The 20929-nt window shown below is 44.0% G+C and carries 21 protein-coding genes and 1 tRNA gene; 13 read left to right on the forward strand and 9 right to left on the reverse strand.

Annotated elements, in window-relative coordinates; all coding sequences use genetic code 11:
• Positions 1–19: 19 nt before the first annotated feature.
• The gene (locus tag MD536_RS02665) at positions 20–1306 is read left to right on the forward strand and encodes a Gfo/Idh/MocA family protein (RefSeq protein WP_239595534.1); all 1287 of its coding nucleotides are present in this window, start codon (positions 20–22) and stop codon (positions 1304–1306) included.
• A gap of 6 nt (positions 1307–1312) precedes the next feature.
• Here MD536_RS02665 and MD536_RS02670 read toward each other — a convergent pair whose 3' ends face one another.
• From MD536_RS02670 to MD536_RS02695, 6 genes are all read right to left on the reverse strand, one after another.
• The gene (locus MD536_RS02670; protein WP_239595537.1) at positions 1313–3178 is read right to left on the reverse strand and encodes an alpha-amylase family glycosyl hydrolase; all 1866 of its coding nucleotides are present in this window, start codon (positions 3176–3178) and stop codon (positions 1313–1315) included.
• Positions 3175–3876, reverse strand: coding sequence for a LytR/AlgR family response regulator transcription factor (locus tag MD536_RS02675; RefSeq protein WP_239595539.1), 702 nt, complete (start codon positions 3874–3876; stop codon positions 3175–3177). Before MD536_RS02675 ends, MD536_RS02670 begins: the two co-directional genes overlap by 4 nt.
• Positions 3873–4940 (reverse strand): sensor histidine kinase, encoded by a 1068-nt coding sequence (locus MD536_RS02680; RefSeq protein ID WP_239595555.1) that lies wholly within the window; start codon positions 4938–4940, stop codon positions 3873–3875. The genes MD536_RS02675 and MD536_RS02680 overlap by 4 nt, the downstream gene beginning before the upstream one ends.
• Before the next feature lie 6 nt (positions 4941–4946).
• Positions 4947–6107, reverse strand: a complete 1161-nt coding sequence (locus tag MD536_RS02685) for an acyltransferase family protein (protein WP_239595558.1) — start codon at positions 6105–6107, stop codon at positions 4947–4949.
• 94 nt (positions 6108–6201) lie between these two features.
• A complete protein-coding gene (locus MD536_RS02690) occupies positions 6202–6777 on the reverse strand; it encodes a hypothetical protein (RefSeq protein ID WP_239595561.1) in 576 nt (191 codons plus the stop codon).
• Between the two features lie 12 nt (positions 6778–6789).
• Entirely contained in the window at positions 6790–7890 is a 1101-nt protein-coding gene (locus MD536_RS02695) for a Gfo/Idh/MocA family protein (protein ID WP_239595563.1), read from the reverse strand.
• A gap of 32 nt (positions 7891–7922) precedes the next feature.
• On the opposite strand from MD536_RS02695, the gene MD536_RS02700 reads away from it, so the two are divergent.
• The 3 genes from MD536_RS02700 (at position 7923) to MD536_RS02710 (ending at position 10002) form a co-directional block, all read left to right on the forward strand.
• Entirely contained in the window at positions 7923–9134 is a 1212-nt protein-coding gene (locus MD536_RS02700) for a purple acid phosphatase family protein (protein WP_239595566.1), read from the forward strand.
• 106 nt (positions 9135–9240) lie between these two features.
• Positions 9241–9789 (forward strand): DUF2975 domain-containing protein, encoded by a 549-nt coding sequence (locus MD536_RS02705; protein ID WP_239595569.1) that lies wholly within the window; start codon positions 9241–9243, stop codon positions 9787–9789.
• 3 nt (positions 9790–9792) lie between these two features.
• A complete protein-coding gene (locus MD536_RS02710) occupies positions 9793–10002 on the forward strand; it encodes a helix-turn-helix domain-containing protein (protein ID WP_239595571.1) in 210 nt (69 codons plus the stop codon).
• Between the two features lies 1 nt (position 10003).
• On the opposite strand, the gene MD536_RS02715 is transcribed toward MD536_RS02710, so the two are convergent.
• Entirely contained in the window at positions 10004–10579 is a 576-nt protein-coding gene (locus MD536_RS02715; RefSeq protein ID WP_239595574.1) for a DUF4256 domain-containing protein, read from the reverse strand.
• Between the two features lie 82 nt (positions 10580–10661).
• Here MD536_RS02715 and MD536_RS02720 point away from each other — a divergent pair, with 82 nt between their 5' ends.
• Positions 10662–11813 carry an exo-beta-N-acetylmuramidase NamZ family protein gene (locus tag MD536_RS02720; RefSeq protein ID WP_239595577.1) on the forward strand — a complete coding sequence of 384 codons (1152 nt, stop codon included), beginning with the start codon at positions 10662–10664 and terminating at the stop codon, positions 11811–11813.
• A 20-nt stretch (positions 11814–11833) separates the two neighbouring features.
• Here the strand turns inward: MD536_RS02720 and MD536_RS02725 are convergent, their stop codons facing one another.
• Positions 11834–13171, reverse strand: coding sequence for an erythromycin esterase family protein (locus MD536_RS02725; protein WP_239595579.1), 1338 nt, complete (start codon positions 13169–13171; stop codon positions 11834–11836).
• Positions 13172–13274: 103 nt separating this feature from the next.
• On the opposite strand from MD536_RS02725, the gene MD536_RS02730 reads away from it, so the two are divergent.
• The 3 genes from MD536_RS02730 to MD536_RS02740 all read left to right on the forward strand — a co-directional run bounded on the left by MD536_RS02730 (position 13275) and on the right by MD536_RS02740 (position 15139).
• Complete coding sequence (locus MD536_RS02730; protein ID WP_239595582.1) at positions 13275–13922, forward strand: dienelactone hydrolase family protein; 648 nt, start codon at positions 13275–13277, stop codon at positions 13920–13922.
• Between the two features lie 10 nt (positions 13923–13932).
• Positions 13933–14559: a phosphoribosyltransferase gene (locus MD536_RS02735; protein WP_239595585.1), complete on the forward strand. Its 627-nt coding sequence runs from the start codon at positions 13933–13935 to the stop codon at positions 14557–14559.
• 67 nt (positions 14560–14626) lie between these two features.
• Positions 14627–15139 (forward strand): nicotinate-nucleotide adenylyltransferase, encoded by a 513-nt coding sequence (locus tag MD536_RS02740; RefSeq protein ID WP_239595587.1) that lies wholly within the window; start codon positions 14627–14629, stop codon positions 15137–15139.
• Positions 15140–15201: 62 nt separating this feature from the next.
• Here the strand turns inward: MD536_RS02740 and MD536_RS02745 are convergent.
• Positions 15202–15286 (reverse strand) — tRNA-Ser (locus tag MD536_RS02745).
• A gap of 244 nt (positions 15287–15530) precedes the next feature.
• Between MD536_RS02745 and fucP the strand changes: the two genes are divergently transcribed.
• From fucP to MD536_RS02770, 5 genes are read left to right on the forward strand one after another with little or no spacing between them, the layout of a single operon-like run.
• A complete protein-coding gene (fucP, locus tag MD536_RS02750; RefSeq protein WP_239595589.1) occupies positions 15531–16811 on the forward strand; it encodes an L-fucose:H+ symporter permease in 1281 nt (426 codons plus the stop codon).
• An 11-nt stretch (positions 16812–16822) separates the two neighbouring features.
• Positions 16823–17590, forward strand: coding sequence for an SDR family NAD(P)-dependent oxidoreductase (locus tag MD536_RS02755; RefSeq protein WP_239595591.1), 768 nt, complete (start codon positions 16823–16825; stop codon positions 17588–17590).
• A gap of 2 nt (positions 17591–17592) precedes the next feature.
• Positions 17593–18447, forward strand: a complete 855-nt coding sequence (locus tag MD536_RS02760) for a fumarylacetoacetate hydrolase family protein (protein WP_239595594.1) — start codon at positions 17593–17595, stop codon at positions 18445–18447.
• 15 nt (positions 18448–18462) lie between these two features.
• On the forward strand, positions 18463–19248 hold the full coding sequence (locus MD536_RS02765; protein WP_239595596.1) for an L-fucose dehydrogenase: 786 nt from the start codon (positions 18463–18465) through the stop codon (positions 19246–19248).
• A gap of 9 nt (positions 19249–19257) precedes the next feature.
• On the forward strand, positions 19258–20895 hold the full coding sequence (locus MD536_RS02770; RefSeq protein WP_239595598.1) for a UxaA family hydrolase: 1638 nt from the start codon (positions 19258–19260) through the stop codon (positions 20893–20895).
• The last annotated feature ends 34 nt before the right edge of the window (positions 20896–20929 follow it).

Raw genomic sequence — 20929 nt, forward strand, 5'->3', positions numbered from 1 at the left:
CTTCTAAAAAAGCCTGCTGATGCAACGTCGAAAATTCCTGAAGCTTTCTTCCACAGGGTTACTGGTACCGATGTTACCTGGGATTATTCCGCTTACCCAGTATGCAAAATATAAAACTGCCCTGATCGGTTGTGGCTGGTGGGGCATGAATATCCTGCGGGAAGCAATCGCAGTGGGCTCCTCCAAAGTAGTGGCAATTTGCGATGTGGATGGCCGGCATCTTAAAGCTGCGGGCGCGGAAATCAACAAACTGAATGGTGATCAGCCAAAAACGTATAAAGATTACCGTGAATTGCTGAAGAAGGAAAAACCGGAGATCGTAATTGTTGCCACGCCGGATCACTGGCATCCGTTGATCTGTATTGCTGCTATTGAATCAGGAGCCCATGTGTATGTAGAGAAACCAATTGGTCATACCATCAATGAAGGCAAAGCAATGGTAAAAGCAGCAAGAACTGCTAACAGAGTGGTTCAGGTGGGTACCCATCGAAGGGTATCCCCGCATAATATGTCTGCCATGGAATTTTTGCGATCCGGAAAAGCTGGTAAGATTGGAATGGTAAGAGCTTTTGTTCATTATGGAGGCGGGCCGGGAGAGAAAATCCCGGATTCAGAAGCACCTGCCGAACTGGATTGGGATTTCTGGTGCGGACCAGCTCCTTACAGGCCGTATAATTCGGCTATACATCCGCGTGGGTTCCGGCAATTCATGGATTATGCCAACGGGCAGCTAGGAGATTGGGGCATTCACTGGATGGACCAGATTCTCTGGTGGACAGAAGAAAAGGGCCCGCGTAAGATCTTTTCAACCGCTTCACGGCAAATCAGAAAGGACACAACGGATGCACCGGACACCCAGGTAGTCAATTATGAATTTGAATCCTTTCAGGCGGTTTGGGAACATCGGTTGTATGCAGCTAATGAAGCGGAGAAAACCAATGTAGGCTGTTATTTCTATGGTACAGAAGGAACTTTCCACCTGGGGTGGCTGGATGGATGGACATTCTATCCCTCCAATAAAAACAAGGCAGTTATTCATGAAGAACCAAAGCTTCACACGGTGGATAATCACAACGTGAAGGAGTTATGGGCGGATTTTATTGCTGCTATTGAAAACAAACGATTACCCGTTTGCGATATTGAAATCGGCCATCGATCCACCAATATGAGTTTGCTGGGAATACTTTCAGCCAAGGCAGGAAGAAGTATCCAATGGAATGTGGATACAGAACAGATATTGAATGATCCGGAAGCTGCCAAACTTTTACAACGTCCTTATCGGGGGCCCTGGGCCTATCCGGTTTGAAACTGATTATTTTTCCAATTTCAATACCAATGATTCATAAGCTGGTACCTGAACATTGATACTGCCTTCTCCTTTGCTAACAGTATGGGACATTTGATTTTTTCCAAAAAGCACCTGGTTCATGGAGTAAGTCCCGTCTTTAAGCGCCCATTTTTGTACCAGGTCGGCAGGAATCACCAGTTTGCCTTGATAGGGTTGATTGGAGAAATTACTTAGTACGATCAATTTGGTATCCATGTCCCATCTGCTGAATGCAAAAAGTTTATCGTGGTAACCGGAGGTATGCTGCCTGTTATGGTATTGAATGGCTGCATAATTTCCTTTTAAAACAGGTTGACTGATCGTAAACTGCAATAATTCCTGGTAGAAACTACGCAATTTCTTTTCCTGCTTGCTGGATTGTCCGCCATCAAATTTCCCCTTATTCATCCAGCGTTGGTGATGAGGAACACCTACATAATCAAAAATACTGGTGCGGGTAGGTTGCCCGAACCCACCTGTTTCAGCGCCGGGTTCTCCGAGTTCCTGGCCAAAATAAACAAGGGTAGGAGAGGTTGATATCAAAGCAGAAACAACCATTGCAGGTTTGGCTTTTTCGGGGTTGCCAGCAAAAGCGGGACTCGCAATCCGTTGTTCATCATGGTTTTCCAGGAAATGTAGCATATGGTGTTCGATATCCGCCATGCCCTTTTGAATAGCTGCGAGGTTATCTGCAGATCCATGTCCCTGAATAATATGTTTCAGTGTATCATAGAATTCAACTTTATCATAGAGATAATCCATCTTACCCAACTGGATATAAGGGCGATACAAGCCAGGGTTATATACTTCCGCCAGCAGCAAAGCTTCGGGATAGCTGGTTTTGATAGAGGAATTCAGATAACTCCAGAATTCAACCGGTACCATTTCAGCCATATCGAAGCGAAATCCGTCTACACCCATATTTAGCCAGTACAAAGCAATATCCCGGAATTTTTTCCAGGAAGAGGGGACGGATTTGTTCTTCCAGAATTGGTGGTGATCGTCAATTCCAAGATTGGCATAGGTAGCGGGAAGCGTGTCAAAGTCCTTACTGCCATCTGGACGAATACCATAATTTATTTTCACAGTTTCATACCAGTCGTCTTGTTTCGGCTGTGCAAGCCGGCTCCCATTGCCAGTCCATTTAGCAGGTTGTTCGTGAAATTTACCATCACTTAAAGGATGAGAAGCGCCACCCAGGGGCTTATATCCAACGGCAACGGGCACCCGAAAACTATCATTGGGCAGGTAATAAAAATTATTTTCGCGATGGTATTCTTTGGAAATGTCATCATCTGCTCCAAAATCTCGCACACTATCTGGTTTGGAAAGGGAAACATAATGCCTGGCAACATGGTTGGGAACAATATCGATGATGAGCTTTAATCCGTTTTTATGAGTTCTTTCTATAAGTGCTTTGAACTCATCCAAACGTTTGGCAGGATCAACCGCCAGGTCAGGATTTACATTGTAATAATCTTTTACAGCATAAGGGGAGCCGGCTCTTCCTTTTACCACATCCGGATCATCTGCCGAAATGCCAACCGTGGAATAATCGCGGATTACTGCATGATGAGGCACACCGGTATACCAAATATGGGTAACACCCAGGTTGCGGATGGATTGAAGTGACGTGTCTGTAAAATCATTGAATTTACCGACTCCGTTTTCTTCAATGGTTCCCCAGGGTTTATTGGTGGAGTTGGTGTTGCCAAAGAGCCGGGTGAATACCTGGTAGATGACAATTTTTCCTTCATTGCCAGCAATGGATCCGGATGGCTGATCAGAAGGCTTTTGTTTACAACCAGCAGTCAGGAGAATCAGTGTTGTAAAAAGTATGGTCGCTTTCATTTTTTCAAGAGTTTGTTGTGAAGGATTTTTTCCAGCACACTTTCTTTCAGGGATCTTGAAACGCTCACTTCCAGCTCCTGCAATTGAATCATATTACCATCAATGCCTGAAATTTTATTCATGTTAATGATACTTGACTTATGTACCTGAATAAACTGGTCGGGTAACTGTTCCAGGACTTGCTTCATGGTCATGTGAACCAGGTGTTTTTGTGTGGAGGTATGAATGCAAATATAATTCTCCATGCCTTCCAGTAGCAGGATCTCATTCCATTTGAGTTTTAGGAATTTTCCATCTGATTTGATAAAAAATTCATCTGTCGCGGAAGAAGTTTCCTTCTTATTAAAATAGTCCCGGGCTTTATTGGCGGATTTTAAAAAACGATCGAATGAGATTGGTTTTAACAGGTAATCCAGCACATCCAGTTCATATCCCTTTATGGCATATTGTTCATAGGCAGTTGTGAAAATGATTTTTGGTGGGTGGGCGAGTGATTGCAAAAGCTCAATCCCACTTATATAGGGCATTTCTATGTCAAGGAATACCAGGTCAACCGGCGACTGGTGAAGCTGGTTGTTGAGGCTGACAGCATCTTCGCATTCAGCCACGAGGGTCAGGAAATCAATTTTTTCAATATAGTTTCGAAGGCCTGCTCTGGCAATAGGCTCATCATCTGTTATGAGGCAGGTGATTTTCATAATTCGATACTAAGTTCTGCGTAAAACAGGCTATCCGTTTGGTGATGTTGAAACCGGTGTTTGCCTGGATACAGTAAAAGTAACCGTTTTTGCAGATTTGTCAGCCCAATGCCTCCTTTCTTGTGGTGTTGAGCAATGGCAGGTATGGAGTTGGTAACCTGGTACTGTAATTGTCCGTTTTCCAGTTTGATATCTATTTTTATTTTGTAGGCCCCCCCAACATATTTAAAGGCATTTTCTACGAGGGGCAGCAGCAGCAACGGATATAGTTGTGCCTGATGGGTGGATGAAGGCCAGTTGATGACCAGATCCAGCTGACTGTTCGCGCGTTGTTGTTGCAGGTCGATGAAATTCTTTAAATGGGCAAGTTCGCGCTCTAATGGTACTTTCGCATCCTGGTCGTACAACTGATAGCGAAGTAAATCAGACAGTTTTTCCAGTGTAAAGCGGGCGCTTGTATTCTGTTCCTCAATCTGGAAATAGAGTGTGTTTAAAGCGTTGAAGAGAAAGTGCGGGTGAAATTGTGCTTTCAGCAACTGCAATTCATTTTCCAGTTTGTCCTTATTGATTCTTTCCAGTTGCAAAGCCTGTTCATAGGTAGTATGAATGTATTGTTGTCCCTGTTTAACGCTGAAATAAAACAACCAGAAGCTGACGATGGTAAAACTCAGAATAACTACATCATACCATTGCAAACCATCATCAGTCCATTGAGCAAGCGGAAACACAAAACAGATTACAACCAGTTCAAGATAAACCGCAAGTGATAAAAACTGTTTAAGCGAGGCGGATGGTCCCGGTTGATTTTTGTTGTCATCTGCCAGTTGCTGAAGAAAGCTATTGGTCACAAATTCAAAAATGAAACTGATCAGCATACAACCTAGTATTTCCGCCAAATTGGTTTGGATGGGTCTTAGCCAGAATTTGGTTTCAGAAATAACGTCATTAAGTAACCGAACAAAACCATAGGTCATCAACCCATATAGGAGGATGAACAGGATCCGTCGAAGGGACCATTTTTGTTTAGCGACCTTTTTAAACGTTTGAGATTGAATGAGCAGCATATGGCTTCAGGATTTTTTCTTTGAATCGGATTTCATGCCAAAAAGTATTCCAATTGCGGGGAAAGGTCGGATAAAGAGATGAAAAATAAACAGGCAAAGAAAGAGGGTGGTCAGTGTCAGAAAAACCCATTTGAAGAATATTGTATCGGGGGTCTGGACTACATAATAGGCCAGGATAACAATAATTGTCTGATGTAAAATATAGAATGGGTAAATAAGCTGGTTTATATAGGGCAAAATGGAGTGGGATCGGTTCAGGTATTTTTTGCCATAGCCTACCAGTGCAAATACCCAGAGCCAGGTATGTACCGGCTGTCGGGCCAGGAAAAGCCAGGTAAACCAGGAGTTGGTATCATGGCTGCCATCAAACCAGTTGTAATCATTCCAGCGAAGAGAATTGATCAGTAGTAATAACAGAAAGGCGAGGCTTAAGGAAAGCCGGCGGTTGCGTTCCAGGCTATTCAGTAAGGTTGGTTCAACCAAACAAACGAAACCTGCCAGCACAAAAAGCAACCAGTAAATAAAGTAAACCGGATCATCAACAAGTGCGTTTGTTTCAGGATAGTGTAAAATACCTGCAGTGTAAATAAGTACGGAGGGGACCATCAGTAAATAAATCCACTTTCCTTTTGACAGCTTTGAGAGGAATCGTTTGAAGCCATCAGCACCACTAGTTTTGCACCAGGTAAAAAAAGGTGCAAACAGTATATCATACAAAAAAAGATAAGCAATAAACCAGAGGTGATGCCAGCTGATATTTCCTTCCGGATATGGGCCTGAGGAGAAGAGCTGGCTATAAAAATCCAGCAAGCTGCCTGTATAACCCTGGTGTTTTCTCTCCATATAAACCTGGGGAGGAATGATGAGCAACATGCCCGCAACCAATGGCAGGAACAGTCGTTTGAGCCGGAGTAATATGAAAGAACCGGCTGTTCTTTTTTTGACCATATACCAGGTAACTGCACCGGAGAGGAAAAAGAGCAGGGGCATTCTGAACCGGCTGAGAAAGAAATTAAATTCATCGAGGAGATTACTTTTGTCGGGGTTGTTGATATGCCAGGGATCATCCGGAATAAAGGGACGAGCACTGTGATAAAACAATACACCGAGAATAGCGAAAACCCGGAGCCAGTCGATGTAGGCAAGACGCGTAGCAGGTTGGTTCATGAAGAAATGTTTTCACAAACCTAACAGAACCGGGTGAGGGGAATGGCAGCGTTTGACGAACTGTCTGAATTCTTTGACGAAAAACAGAAAAAGCTTAGAAACGGAGGTTGCAATAATAGCCACGCATGCTATCAGCTGATAGAAACAGGAGCTCTTCTGTTTTACCTTTTGGGTTGGTAAACTTAAAGGCAAGGGCAGAATCACCGAGTGACACTGGGGCAAACCAGGTTGGTTTTTCGTCCACCGCGGGTTCTGTAAACCGCAGACCTTCTTTGTTCAGTTTGGTAGATTGGTAAGGATGCTGTGCGATAATTCTGGCAGCTTCTTCCGGGCAGGTGGTAAATTCCAGCCAGATACAGCAATCAACTAAAGGCACTGCACGATCTTTGGAATTGATAATCCCTAAGCAGGATTGATTACTGTTGCCAAAAAGATCAGTATAGATTGCAACGCCTGGTCTGGGTTCAATTGCTTGTTCCACTTTTCCGGCAACTTTATGGTAGGTTTTGGAAAAAATATGATATAAGCTGATACTTCCTGTAATAAAGGAAAGCCCCAGTGGAACAAGCGATATTAACGCAAGGCTCTTTCTTTTTTGGTAGATGCTGATCACCAGCAGGGAAATAAACCCAAGAAATAATCCAATTGTAAGAAGAATCCAGGTCCACATAATGTGAATGTTTTATAAAGTAATTGCTTTTCCCGTCGCCGCAGCACGATAGATAGCTTCCACGATCCGGATATCCCGCAGGCCTTCTTCCCCCGGCACTGCAACCGGCTGTTTAGTCAGGATGGCAAGTGCATCGGCATCCATTTGCATGGTCTGTTGCATGGGTACGGAATAGGAATGTTGAATTTTCCCTAACGGACTTGTTACTGTTTGTCCATTATAAGCCTGATACGGATTTACACTGATTGCTCCTTTTTCGCAGCGGATATCCAGGAAGTTGATGTTTTCACCGAAACTTGTTTTGATATCAGCAATCACACCACCCGGAAATTCCAGTTTTGCTACGGTGGTTTCATCCAGTCCATTTTTATAAATCTCGGGCCTGGTAGTGGAGGTGGTAGCGGATAGTATATTGATGGGTTCCATAGCGGTACCAAGTCTGGCACCCTGTATGGAGTATACGCCCATGTCATAAAGCACGCCTCCTCCCATTTCTTTTTTCTGTTTCCAGTGATCCGTACGGTTATCGCGATAGCCGGCTGCACAGTTGAGTGATCTCACTTTACCGAGCGCCTGGTCTTTGATCAGCTTACGCCAGGCCTTGGTATTTGGTTCATGTTGCAAGCGATATCCGATAGTTAAAGTTCTTTTATTTGCGCTACAGGCAGTAATCATATCCCGGCATTCCTGTTCCGTCATAGCCATTGGTTTTTCACACCAAACATGTTTGCCGGCATTCGCAGCACGAATGGTATATTCCTTATGCATAGAGGGAGGTAAGACTACATACACTACATCGATGTCGGGGTTATTAGCGATCTGATCAAAATTGCTATAGTTGTAAATATTTTTATCCGGGATATTGTATTTTTTCTGCCAGGCTGTAGCTTTCGAGGGAGTTCCGGTAACAATTCCTGCGAGATAACAATGCCGGGTTTGCTGCAGCGCGGGTGCCAGTAAATCTGTACTGTAATACCCAAGTCCGACTAATGCAACCCCCAACCGATCTTTCTTATTACCGGTAGCAGCCAGTAAGCTATTTGGAGAAAACAGCAGTAATCCACTGCCTGTCACCAGGGTTTTGATGGCATTTCTGCGCGTAGCGGAGTTCATGGTATTATATTTATACATCCAAGCTACTAAACATGTCTGATTTTTCAACCAGTAATCGCCGTGGTTTTATATATGCCCTTGCGCAGTTGAGTGCTTTAAGTGCAATTAGTTTGTCGCCTTTTAAGGTCTTATCCGCTCCCTTGCGCAATGCATCCGTTTCAATTATAACCGGACCTTATTTGCAGGCAGTAAGTCCAACCAGTATGAGCATCCGGTGGATTACTAGTACTAATTCTTACGGATGGGTTGAGTATGGCGAAACAGAAGCGCTTGGCAATAAAGCTCATGCTGTAACGGATGGATTGGTAAATGCTCATACCAGGATTCATGAGGTGGTAGTGAGCGGACTGGAACCGGGCAGGCAGTATTATTACAGAATCGGATCAAAGGAGATTCTGGACTTTCAACCCTATAAACTGATGTACGGAGAAACTGCTCACAGTGCCGTATATACGCTGCAAACAGTTGATCCGAAGGCTATTCAAACCAACTGGCTGGTGCTGAATGATATTCATGACCGGCCGCATTCTTTTGGTGAATTGATCCGGCACAATGGAGATGCTCCTTATGATTTTGTTTTTTTAAATGGTGATATGTTCGATTACCAGACGGATGAACAACAACTGATTGATCATCTGATTCATCCGTGCACGGAAGCATTTGCCAGAAAAAAGCCCTTTCTGTTTGTTCGTGGAAACCATGAAACGCGAGGTAAATTTGCAAGGCAGCTGAAGGATTATTTTACCAATCCGGGCGGGCAGTATTTCAGCATAGAGGCAGGGCCTGTATTTGCGGTTGCTCTGGATACCGGAGAAGATAAACCGGATACGGAGCCAGTATATGCAGGTATTGTGGATTTTGATCATTACCGAATGCAGCAGGCAATATGGCTGGAAAAACAATTGCAGTTGAAAGAAGCAAGGAAGGCGCGATTTCGGGTGGTGATGATGCATATTCCACCATTTTACTCGGGTGATTGGCATGGCACGATGCATTGCAGGAAATTGTTCTCGCCCTTGTTTGATCGGTATCGGGTGGACCTCGTTATAGCCGGACATACGCATAAACACGGTATCCATCCACCGGTGAAAGGTGAACATTCGTATCCCATTGTTATTGGAGGCGGACCAAAAGAAGGGAAAAGAACCCTTATTCAAGTAAGTGCTAATGCAAACCAGTTAGCGGTAAAAATATTAGGGGATACAGGTGCGGAACTTGGTGAGTATACAATCAGTAGCCGTTAATTTGGATGGTCTTACGATAAAATTGTTTTCATAAAGACTAAATATTTATTGAAAAACAATAAATATCACTATATTTGTGTGGTAAAACCGATAAAGACCAGCCAATATGAAAGTTAGTACCAAGCAGTTACTCGTAGTTATCCAGGTTATTTCCTGGATCATTTTTGTGGGTGTTTGTATGGAAGCAGGGGGATTTTTATTTAATACCATTTATACATTTTTCTTCAATCAAAACGAAGCCAGAATGTATTGGTCTAATGTTGATTTGTCGGCTTTGTTTCGATCCGACAAAGTACAGTTCTTAACCATCACCACTCTGATGACAATTGTTGCTATTCTGAAAGCAGTGCTTTTTTACATCATAATAAAAGTATTGCACGATCAAAAACTGGATCTCTCAGAACCATTTAAACCTGGCATCGGTCAATCAATTTTTAATATGTCTTATGTGTCTTTTGGTATTGGACTTTTTGCCAATTGGGGTACACGTTATACGGATTGGCTGGAACAGCAGGGGATAAGCATGCCGGAAATCCAATACATGGGACTTGGGGGTGCCGACGTATGGCTTTTTATGGGAGTGGTACTTTTTGTAATTGCATTGATATTCAAGAGAGGTATAGAAATACAAACTGAAAATGATCTAACTGTTTAAGCCATGGCAATTATTGTAAACCTGGATGTTATGATGGCCAAGCGAAAAATGTCGCTGAATGAATTATCTGAAAAAGTGGGACTTACTTTATCTAATCTTTCCATACTTAAGACGGGTAAAGCAAAAGCCATCCGATTCAGCACGCTGGATGCCATCTGTAAGGCGTTGGATTGTCAGCCAGCTGATATATTAGAATACCGGGACAAGCCCTAGCTCAAATTTTCAATGAACCCCTAAATCCTCTTGCTGCATAGTAAGATTCTGCGCCATTATGGTATATGAAAACACGTTCAAATCGTCTGTCCCCAAAAATGGCGCCTCCTAATTTTCGTATAGGCGCAGGAGTTAGTAGCCAACTGGATGTTTTAAGGTCATAACTGCCGGTTTTCTGCAGTAAATGGTACTCCTCTTCCGTTAACAACTCAATACCCATTTCTGCTGCCATATTGGTAGCGCTGTCAGCAGGTTTGTTTGCTTTCCTTGATTCCAGTGCTTCGGAATCATAACAGCAACTTCTTCTGCCGGTCGGACTCTCAGGCGAGCAGTCAACAAACCAATACCTATCCGTTTGTTTTTCATAATCTATTACATCCGGTTCACCTCCTGATGCTTCCATTTGCTGAAGCGACCATAATTTTTCTGGCTGGGTCTCCAGCTTTTTCTCCAGTTTATTCCACTCCAATCCTTCATGGCGGCCTGGATTGTTTTCAAACCTTGCTTTCAGGGTAGCAAGCAATTGCTGTTTTTCTTTTGTGGATAGTGTCTTGTCTGAATGACGGCTTTTTTTCATAGATCAAAATTTAAGGTTGTGTATGTAAAATAAGGAAATAGAAGAAAAATCTAAATCCTTAAATTGGTGTACAAGCTAAAGTATGGTACAAATGGGAATTGACCGGTTTATAACCGGTTTTGAACAACAGCAGGCTAAAAGGTGGGGACTAGTTACCAATGAAGTGGCGCTAACGTCTACAGGTAAACGAAGCAGGCAGGCGTTACTGGATGCAGGATTCAATCTTATCCGTTTGTTTGCTCCGGAACATGGACTTGGGGCAATGGGAGCAGATGGCGCACGCCAACTGGATGGAGTAGATGCATTAACTAATTTACCCATTGTTAGTTTGTATGGAGATAAGATGGCTCCTGCCCCTGAAGACCTGACTGATCTTGATGCCGTGCTCTTTGATATTCCGGATGTGGGATGTCGCTTTTATACGTATTTGTGGACCCTGACCTATGTGATGGAGCGTTGTGCCAGTTTGCAGAAGCCATTGTTTGTTTTGGACAGGCCTAATCCACTGGGTGGAGATCTTGGCAGGTCAGAAGGTCCGATGTTAGATGAAAATCAGTGTTCTTCCTTTATTGGTCGATGGTCTATTCCTATCCGGCATTCCTGCACGCTTGGTGAGCTGGCCCTGTATTTTGCTGCAACCCGATTGCCTGAACTGGATGTAAAAGTGATTCCTGTAAAGAATTGGAACCGGTTAACTACTACTGCTTCATCCAGCTGGACGTTTATTCCTACGTCTCCTGCCATACGTGATCTTGAAACAGCCCTCTTGTATCCCGGCACTGGTCTGCTGGAAGGTATATTCATAAATGAAGGCAGAGGCACTGATCGTCCTTTTACTTGCTTCGGGGCGCCATGGATAAATAGCGAAATGCTGGCTAATGCATTTACTGCATTGAAACTACCAGGTGTAGTCTGTCAACCTATCCGTTACATTCCGGATAGCAGTATTTACCAGGGAGAAATATGTCAGGGACTTCAATTCCGTGTAACTGATGAAACTCATTTTCGTCCGGTACACATGGGTATTGAGTTGATTCGGCTACTGATTCGTTTATATCCTGATCAGGTATTGGAGCGCAGGTATTATACGGCAGCCAATCCTGACGGCACCAGGCATTTGGATAAATTATTGGGAATACCTGGTGCGTTCTCAAAAATCTGCGCCGATCAATTACCTGAATTAAATGTAGAGATGGATTGGAAACAGACAATGAAAGCACATTTGCTTTATTAAAATGGTTGTGCTGCTGCTTTCTACACCCCAAACGGATAAGTTTCCGGCATTTGGGCTACTGCAGTATCAACATGGAGTGGATGGAGCGCCCTGGTTTGATCCAGGTGAATAAATGCATCGTATCGGAGTGGTAAAATGCTGGGAACATAATTGCCATAAGCTTCGTATTGCGGGTTATACACAACACCAACGGCCCGATGTCCAATGGGATGCTCAAGCAGTGTATCATTGGATATAAAATCCTCCATTAGTAAGAGTAGATTTTGATTGCCCGACTTGTGCAGCAGATATTCCCAGCTTCCTCTTGCAGCATCCGGTAAATTCAGTGCCTGCATGGGAGCGCCCCAGTTTTTGCCTGCAATAACAGTCCCTTTATAGGAGCCAAATCCTACCAGTACAACATGGGGCTCGCCGTATTTAATCCTGGCCAGTTCTCCCAAGTTAAGCATGCCATCAGCTGCCATATCCGTAGCTCTTGCATCTCCGATATGAGTATTGTGGGCCCATACAATTACTTTGGCATCCTTTCCATGGTATTCCAATAAATCATCCAGGGTATCTGCCATGTGCCGGTCGCGCAGATTCCAACTATGCAGACCACCTTTTATCATGGCACGATAATATTGTTCCGCATTAACTGCAATTCGTGCATTCTGTTCCACACTGAAAACATTCTCAGGATCGGAATTATATAGGATGGATTTTGCCTGAATTTCTTTCAGTAACTCAACCACTTCCTGCTGGCATAATTCAGGTACAAATTGAGAAGCTCTTGCATAACCGCGACCTTCATCTTTCTGATAGGGTTCGAAACAACGGAAAGCCTCCAATGCAGTTGTTAAAGCACCCGGGTCGGTTTTTTCCAGGTATCGGATTATGCTTTCCATACTTTCCCATAAACTATATACATCCAATCCGTAAAATCCTGCCCGCTTATTGAGCGGTTTACTCTTATTAAACTCAAACAGCCAGTCGGCCAATGCAACCATCTCCCAATTGGCCCACATCCAGGTTGGCCATCGGTTAAAAGCCTGCAGTACTTTAAAAGCGCTTTTGTCCTTTTCATCCAATCCTTTGATAAACCGATTGAGCCGGTAGCAATCCGGCCAGTCGCCCTCTACTGCAATAAATTGAAAACCCTTTTCCTGAATTAACCGCCTGGTAATATGGGCACGCCAGGTGTAGAACTCATGGGTTCCGTGGCTTGCTTCTCCAAGCATCACAATTCTGCTATCCCCAATTCTGTCAAACAAGGGCTGCAAGTCGGCTTTGCTATTTAGAGAATAAGCCCATTGTTTAATAAGGCTTATCAATTCTGTTTCATTGATATCCGGGGGTGTTGTATGATGGCGTCGCATACATCAAATCAACTCCTTTTATTACCCACTGCCAATGAGCACAGTCAAGGCTTTTGTTGAGAAGCGTCAAGGTTTTTTGGAATTCGTTTAGATACATTTAAAGATGAATTGGAACTTCAACAAAATTGTAAGTATTCCCATACAGGATGTTGTAGTAGAAGGTGAATTAATGATTCCGGAGCAGGCAGGAGGAGTGGTGATATTCTCGCATGGGAGTGGCAGCAGCAGAATGAGTCCGCGCAACCGGTTAATGGCCGGTTACCTGCACCAGCATAAAATCGGTACCCTTTTATTTGATTTGTTAACCTGGGAAGAGGATTTACTTTACCAGAACAGGTTTGATATTGCCTTATTGACCAATCGATTGATCGGGGCTACCCAATGGCTGGAAAGTCTACCCTTTATGCAGGAACTCAGTATCGGGTATTTTGGTGCCAGTACGGGTGCTGCATCTGCTCTTAATGCGGCGAGCAAGCTTCCCCAGATCAGGGCGGTTGTGTCTAGAGGTGGCCGACCGGATCTGGCAGGAGCTAAAGCGCTTTCCCTATTGAAAACTCCTGTGTTGCTGATTGTAGGTGGCCTCGATGAAGAAGTGCTGCAGTTGAATGAACAGGCTGCCGCAAGGATGGTTTGTGAAAAAAGAATTGAAATCGTGCCGGGTGCCACTCATCTGTTTGAAGAAAAAGGAGCAATGGAAAAAGTAGGTGAACTGGCCATCAGTTGGTTTGAAAAATACCTGTTCTCACATTAATACTAGTCAAATGTTCCAGGATCGGATAGAAGCCGGTTTGGCGCTGGCTCAACAATTAAGCAAGTATAAAGACGACAATGGCATTGTGCTGGCAATACCCCGGGGAGGGGTTCCTGTTGGATATGCCGTAGCGCGCGAACTGGGATTTCCCCTGGAATTAGTATTAACCAAAAAGATAGGGCATCCGAATAATAAGGAATATGCGATCGGGGCAGCCAGCCTGACTGATTATTTTATTGTTCCTCATGAGGAAGTGCCAGCAGAATATGTCGAAAAAGAGTTGATACGCGTCCGCGAACGTTTGACGGAAATGCATGATCGTTTTGAAGCAACAAAGGAGGCCGCAGACGTAGAAGGTAAAACCGTGATCATTGTGGATGATGGAATAGCAACTGGTAATACCTTGCTTGCTACTGTACAGCTGATAAAAAAAAGCCGTCCGAAAAAAGTAATAATCGCAGTTCCGGTTGCACCCGAAGAGGCGGTAAGAAAATTAACTAAGCAGGTAGATGATATGGTTGTATTGCTGATTCCGGATATGTTTTATGGGGTAGGAGGGTTTTATGAGGATTTCAGCCAGGTGAGTGATGAAGAGGTAATTGGCTGGCTGAATAAATCACAGAAAAAATCAATTTAATGAATGATTTAGATCAGTCATTTGCGGAAATAGCAGTAGTACCTTTCTATACTAAAATTTAAATCGCATGAAACAGGTAAAATCATTATTGATTTTCGGTTTTTTCATTGCCGGAATCAGTATACAATCCAGGGCACAGGTTACAACGCTTCCTGAAGTGACTGTATTAGCCAGAAACTATAAGTATCTTAAATCAGTTGATAATAAAGGAGCAGCTGAACCCATTAAGCTATTGGAAAGGCAAGCGGCCGCATATGATGTAAAGAGTTCTGAATATTATGACGATGAATACGATACCTATTCTATCAGATTCCATCTTCCTAATGGATTTATACTTGCTGTTTATGATCAGGACGGAAAAATTATACGCACTGCAGAACGATTTAATGATGTTGCATTACCTTTTGCCATACAAAATGCAATTGGTCAAAGATATCCTAAATGGGCTATATCAAAAGACGTCTACGTCGTAAAGTATGGAAATGAGGAAGGTGCCAAAAAAGAATATAAAATTGTTCTGGAAAATGGTAGTAAGCGATTACGAATCAAAACGAATGAAAAAGGTGAATTTATTGAATAGTATTTTATGGCCTGAGCTTACAAACCAAAACCCGCAATACTAATTGCGGGTTTTTTTTGATGCGGAGAGAGAGGGATTCGAACCCCCGGACCTGTTACAGTCAACGGTTTTCAAGACCGCCGCATTCGACCGCTCTGCCATCTCTCCGGGCGCAAAATTAGGGGTTGAGTTCAATTGCCAAAATTTTTTTTCAGATACAGGCTATTTTCTTCGAAATTCCTGAAAATCAATGGTTGTCTGGCCCGTCGGATACCCGACGGGAATATATAATTGACTGTGTGCTAATAACTTGTTAATATATTCGAATAATTTGCGCAATTTGACGGCCCCATCAGCCTGGTAAGCCAGTAATTTTCCAGAATTAAATGGATTATCCATAAATCAACCTTGCATGTCATCCAAAAACAAGTATCTCTTACCGTTTATCCTGGTTACTTCGTTATTTTTCCTTTGGGCCTTTTTACACAATATCAACCCGATCCTGATTCCCCATCTGAAAAAAGCCTGCCAGTTAAACGATACACAATCTGCACTGATTGATTTTGCGGTTTATATGGGTTATTTCGCAATTGCGTTACCTGCCGGATGGTTCATGAATAAATATGGATATAAAAAAGGTATCCTATTTGGGTTAGTACTGTATGGTGCAGGAGCCCTCCTGTTTCTACCTTCTGCTGATACCCGGTCCTATACCTTTTTCCTAATTGCTCTGTTTGTTATTGCTGCGGGTGCAACCTTCCTGGAAACAATTGCCAACCCCTATATCACCAAGCTTGGTGACCCTGCAACTGCTACCCAACGATTAAATTTTGCGCAGTCATTCAATGGTGTAGGTGCTTTCCTCGCCCCGTTGATTGGTGGTAAATTCATTCTTACCGGCATTGAACACAGTCCCGATACCTTAAAAGCCATGGAACAAAGCGGTACCCTCCAGACCTACCTGCAGGAGGAAGCCAATGCTGTTCGGGTGCCCTACCTTGTTATAGGAATTGTGGTATTTATTCTGGTTGCACTTTTCCTGGTGGTGAAATTGCCGGAAGGGGAAGAAACCACCGTTGATGCCAGTCAAAAAGAGGATAAATTCTCCTTTTCTGTATTAGCTATTCCCCAGGTTCGCTGGGCTGTATTGGCGCAGTTTTTTTATGTAGGTGCGCAGGTAGGAGTGGGTAGTTTTTTCATTCGTTTTTCCAAATACACGATGGATCTTCCTGAAATTCCCGCCTCACAATACCTGTCACTGGCAATGGTTGGATTCATGGTAGGTCGGTTTACCGGTACCTTTTTTATGAAGTTTATCAGTCCGGCTCGCCTGCTTGTAATCTACTCCGCCATTTGTGTAGTGCTGTTATTGCTCGCATCCTTTGTTTCAGGCCCCGTAGCAGTTTATGCCGTAATGGCGGTGCCTTTCTTTATGTCGATCATGTTCCCCACCATTTTTGCATTGGGAATCGCAGGATTGGGTGCTGCTGCAAGAATGGCTTCGTCTTTGCTGGTAATGGCAATAGTGGGAGGAGCATTCTTCCCGGTATTGATGGGACAACTTTCTGATCTGACCGGAGGAAACATTCAGATTTCCTACCTGATTCCGTTGATCTGTTTTATAGTTGTTGGAATTTTCGGTTACTCACAGTCAAATAAAAACGAAGTGGTTGCCCTGCAACCGGGACACTAATTATAAAAAAAATGTTATTCAATTATTCCAATAAATCAGTTGTTATAACCGGGGGTGCCAGCGGTATCGGGAAGGCGGCCACTATTGCCTTTGCCAGCCAGGGAGCAACGGTTCATGTGATTGAACTCAATGAAAACGGCTGGGCATCGCTGGAGGAGGAACTGCAGGAGTATGCTGCAAAAGCATTTATTCATACAGGTGATGTATCTGACCAGGCCCGAATGCTTGAAATCTTTCAGCAAATCGGTCCGGTTGATGTACTCATCAACAATGCAGGTATCGCTCATGTAGGTAGTGTTACTACTACTACGGAAGCAGATTTTGATCGCCTTTTCCGGGTAAATGTGAAAGGTGTATACAATTGTATGTTGGGTGCTATCCCCCAGATGCAGGCAAAAGGAGGAGGAGCTATCCTGAACTTGAGTTCCATCGCGGCGGTAGTTGGACTCTCAGACCGGTTTGCTTACAGCATGACCAAGGGAGCCGTATTGGCGATGACATTATCTGCTGCAAAAGATTACCTGAAAGATAATATCCGGGTGAACTGCATTTCGCCTGCAAGAGTTCATACTCCTTTTGTAGATGGATTCATAGCTAAAAATTATCCCGGAAAAGAAAAAGAAATGTTTGAAAAATTATCGGCCAGTCAGCCTATTGGAAGAATGGGAAAACCGGAGGAAATCGCCAACCTGATGATTTATCTCTGTTCTGATGAAGCCTCTTTCATCACAGGATCAGATTATCCGATTGATGGAGGATTTATTACGCTAAATACCTAGAAATGAAACTTATTCGATTTGGTAACGCGGGCCATGAAAAACCGGGGGTTCTTATAGATGGAAAACAACTGGATGTTTCCGCGCATTTTGATGATTATAATGAAGCTTTTTTTGCTGAAGATGGTCTCAATCGGCTGGCTGATGTGATCAGGGAACTGGGTGCGGAACTGCCTGAAATACCTTCCGGTACCCGGTTAGGCGCTCCTATTGCCAGACCCTCGAAAATTGTTTGCATCGGCCTCAATTACATTGACCATGCAACCGAAACAAACGCTACACCACCTGCCGAACCGGTGATCTTCATGAAATCAACCACGGCATTAATTGGACCAAATGACGAAGTAACCATCCCCCGCGGATCCGAAAAAACCGACTGGGAAGTGGAACTGGCTATCGTTATCGGAAAGAAAGCCAGCTATGTGGAAGAAACGGAAGCCCTGGATTATGTAGCAGGTTATGTGTTGCACAATGATATCAGTGAACGAGCCTATCAATTGGAACGGGGTGGTACCTGGGATAAAGGAAAAGGCTGTGATACGTTTGCTCCCATCGGTCCCTGGCTGGTTACCAAAGATGAAATCAATGATGTTCATAATCTTCGGTTATGGCTAACCGTGAATGGAAAAAAAATGCAGGATGGCAATACCAGCAACCTGATTTTTAAAATACCGCACCTGATTGCCTATACATCCCAGTTTATGACCCTGCTGCCGGGAGATATCATTTCAACGGGAACACCTGCAGGAGTGGGACTGGGCATGAATCCACAGGTATACCTGAAGCCTGGAGATGTGATGGAACTGGGAATTGATGGGCTCGGAACTTCCCGGCAGGAATGTTTTGCTTTTAATCGCTAACTACAATAAGAGAACATGAATTTAGAACTGCAACATAAAGTGATCCTGGTTACCGGTGGTGCCAAAGGTATTGGTGAAGGCATTGTTAGAGTGCTGGCTGCGGAGGGAGCTCACCCGGTAATTATAGGAAGAGATGCAAAAGATAACCAGAAACTGGTTGATGAATTACTGGCCGCCGGACAGAAAGCGGATCAGTTTGCGGCTGAATTAGCAGACCCCAAAGCCTGTAAAGCCGCGGTGGATTATGTATTGCTCAAGTTTGGCAGAATAGACGGGTTGGTAAACAATGCAGGCAAGAATGACGGTGTGGGATTAGAGAAGGGCAATTATGAAGATTTCATGGCTTCCCTGCATCGCAATCTTGTTCATTATTTCCTGATGGCTCATCATGCCTTACCGGCACTGATCAAATCCAAAGGTTCCATCGTAAACATCAGTTCCAAAACTGCTGAAACAGGCCAGGGAAATACCTCTGCTTATGCGGCGTCTAATGGTGGTCGTAATGCACTCACCCGCGAATGGGCTGTTGAATTGCTGAAATACGGAATTCGTGTGAATGCCATCATTGTAGCTGAATGTTGGACACCCCAATATGCAAACTGGATTGAAACCTTACCGAATCCAAAAGAAAAGCTGGATAGCATCAACAAGCGGATACCCTTTGAAAACCGGATGACTACACCGGAAGAGATTGCCAACACAACGGCATTTTTGCTTTCGAATAAATCAAGTCATACTACCGGGCAACTGATTCATGTAGATGGTGGCTACGTTCACCTGGATAAAATTATTACTGAATAACCTGCAACAATGAATGCATCAATACTGCAAGTACATCCCAAAGACAATGTACTGGTAGCACTTACAAACCTTACCAGGGGGGAACTGATTGAATGGAATGGGCAAACTATTCCGCTTCAGTCAGATATTCCGGCCAAACACAAATTCACCATAGCTGCTTTGAATGCGGGAGATCCTGTTATCATGTATGGCGTGCTGGTGGGTAAAGCTCAAACAGCTGTACCAACTGGTGCACTCCTAACAACCGAAAATCTGAAACACGCAGCAGATCCCTATGCTTTTAGAAACGTACACCTGGATTGGGAAGCGCCGAACGTCGAGAAATTTCGTAACCGTACTTTCCTGGGTTATCACCGGTCAGATGGAAGGGTGGGGACTGCTAATTTCTGGCTATTTATTCCTACCGTTTTCTGTGAAAACCGAAACCTGCAGGTAATTAAAGAAGCCCTTATAAATGAATTGGGATATGGTGTAACGGAGAAGTATAAACGCTATACGAGGGACCTGGTAAACGCAATGGAAAATGGAGAAAGCCTGCTCAATGTGCAGCTTCACTCAAATGGAGCATCTCAGCACCGGGTTTTTCCAAATGTGGATGGAATCAAATTCCTGAACCACGATGGTGGTTGTGGCGGCATCCGGCAGGATTCTGACATGCTGGGAAAATTGCTCGCTGCTTATGCCAATCATCCCAATGTAGGCGGGGTTACCATTCTAAGCCTGGGTTGTCAGCACCTGCAGACCCGGCAATTGCTGGACGAATTGAAAACACTCAATCCTCATTATGATAAACCGCTTTTTGTTTTTGAACAGCAGCAATCACAATCTGAAGAAGAGTTGATTACAAGTGCTATCCGCACCAGTTTCGAAGGCCTGCAGCAGATCAATCAACAGCAACGGCAACCGGCTTCGCTTGATAAATTATGTATTGGTGTAAAATGCGGAGGCAGTGATGGCTTTAGCGGAATTTCTGCTAATCCGGCTGTTGGGTATTGTTCCGACCTGCTGGTGGCCCTTGGAGGAAAAGTATTGCTGGCTGAATTTCCTGAATTATGTGGTGCTGAGCAGGATCTGATTGACCGCAGTGTGAATGAAGCCACTGCCCGGAAATTTATCCGATTGATGGAATCCTACGATGCACTGGCCCACCAGGCGGGTTCTGGATTCTTCATGAATCCTTCTCCGGGTAATATCCGGGATGGTCTTATCACAGATGCAATTAAAAGTGCGGGCGCAGCCAAAAAAGGAGGAAACTCGCCTGTTGTAGATGTGCTTGATTACACGGAACCAGCCACTAAACCAGGTCTGAGCCTGGTTTGTACGCCAGGTAATGATGTAGAAGCTACCACGGGGAAAGCTGCTTCCGGTGCTACACTTATTCTATTTACAACGGGGCTTGGTACGCCAACCGGGAATCCTGTTTGCCCCACTATTAAACTCGCTACCAACAGCGCACTTGCCAAACGTATGGCAGATATAATCGATATTGATACCGGGCCCATCATTACAGGAGAAAAAACCATTGCACAGATGGGAGAGGAGATTCTCGAATATTGTATTCGCGCGGCCAGTGGAGAAGTGGTTCCAAAGGCGGTTCAGTTAAATCAGGATGATTTCATCCCCTGGAAAAGAGGCGTAAGCCTATAAACTACCTGTCACAAAAGAGGAAGATTAGGTATCT

The organism is Flavihumibacter cheonanensis, from assembly GCF_022352215.1.
In the GTDB taxonomy this organism is placed as follows: domain Bacteria; phylum Bacteroidota; class Bacteroidia; order Chitinophagales; family Chitinophagaceae; genus Flavihumibacter; species Flavihumibacter cheonanensis.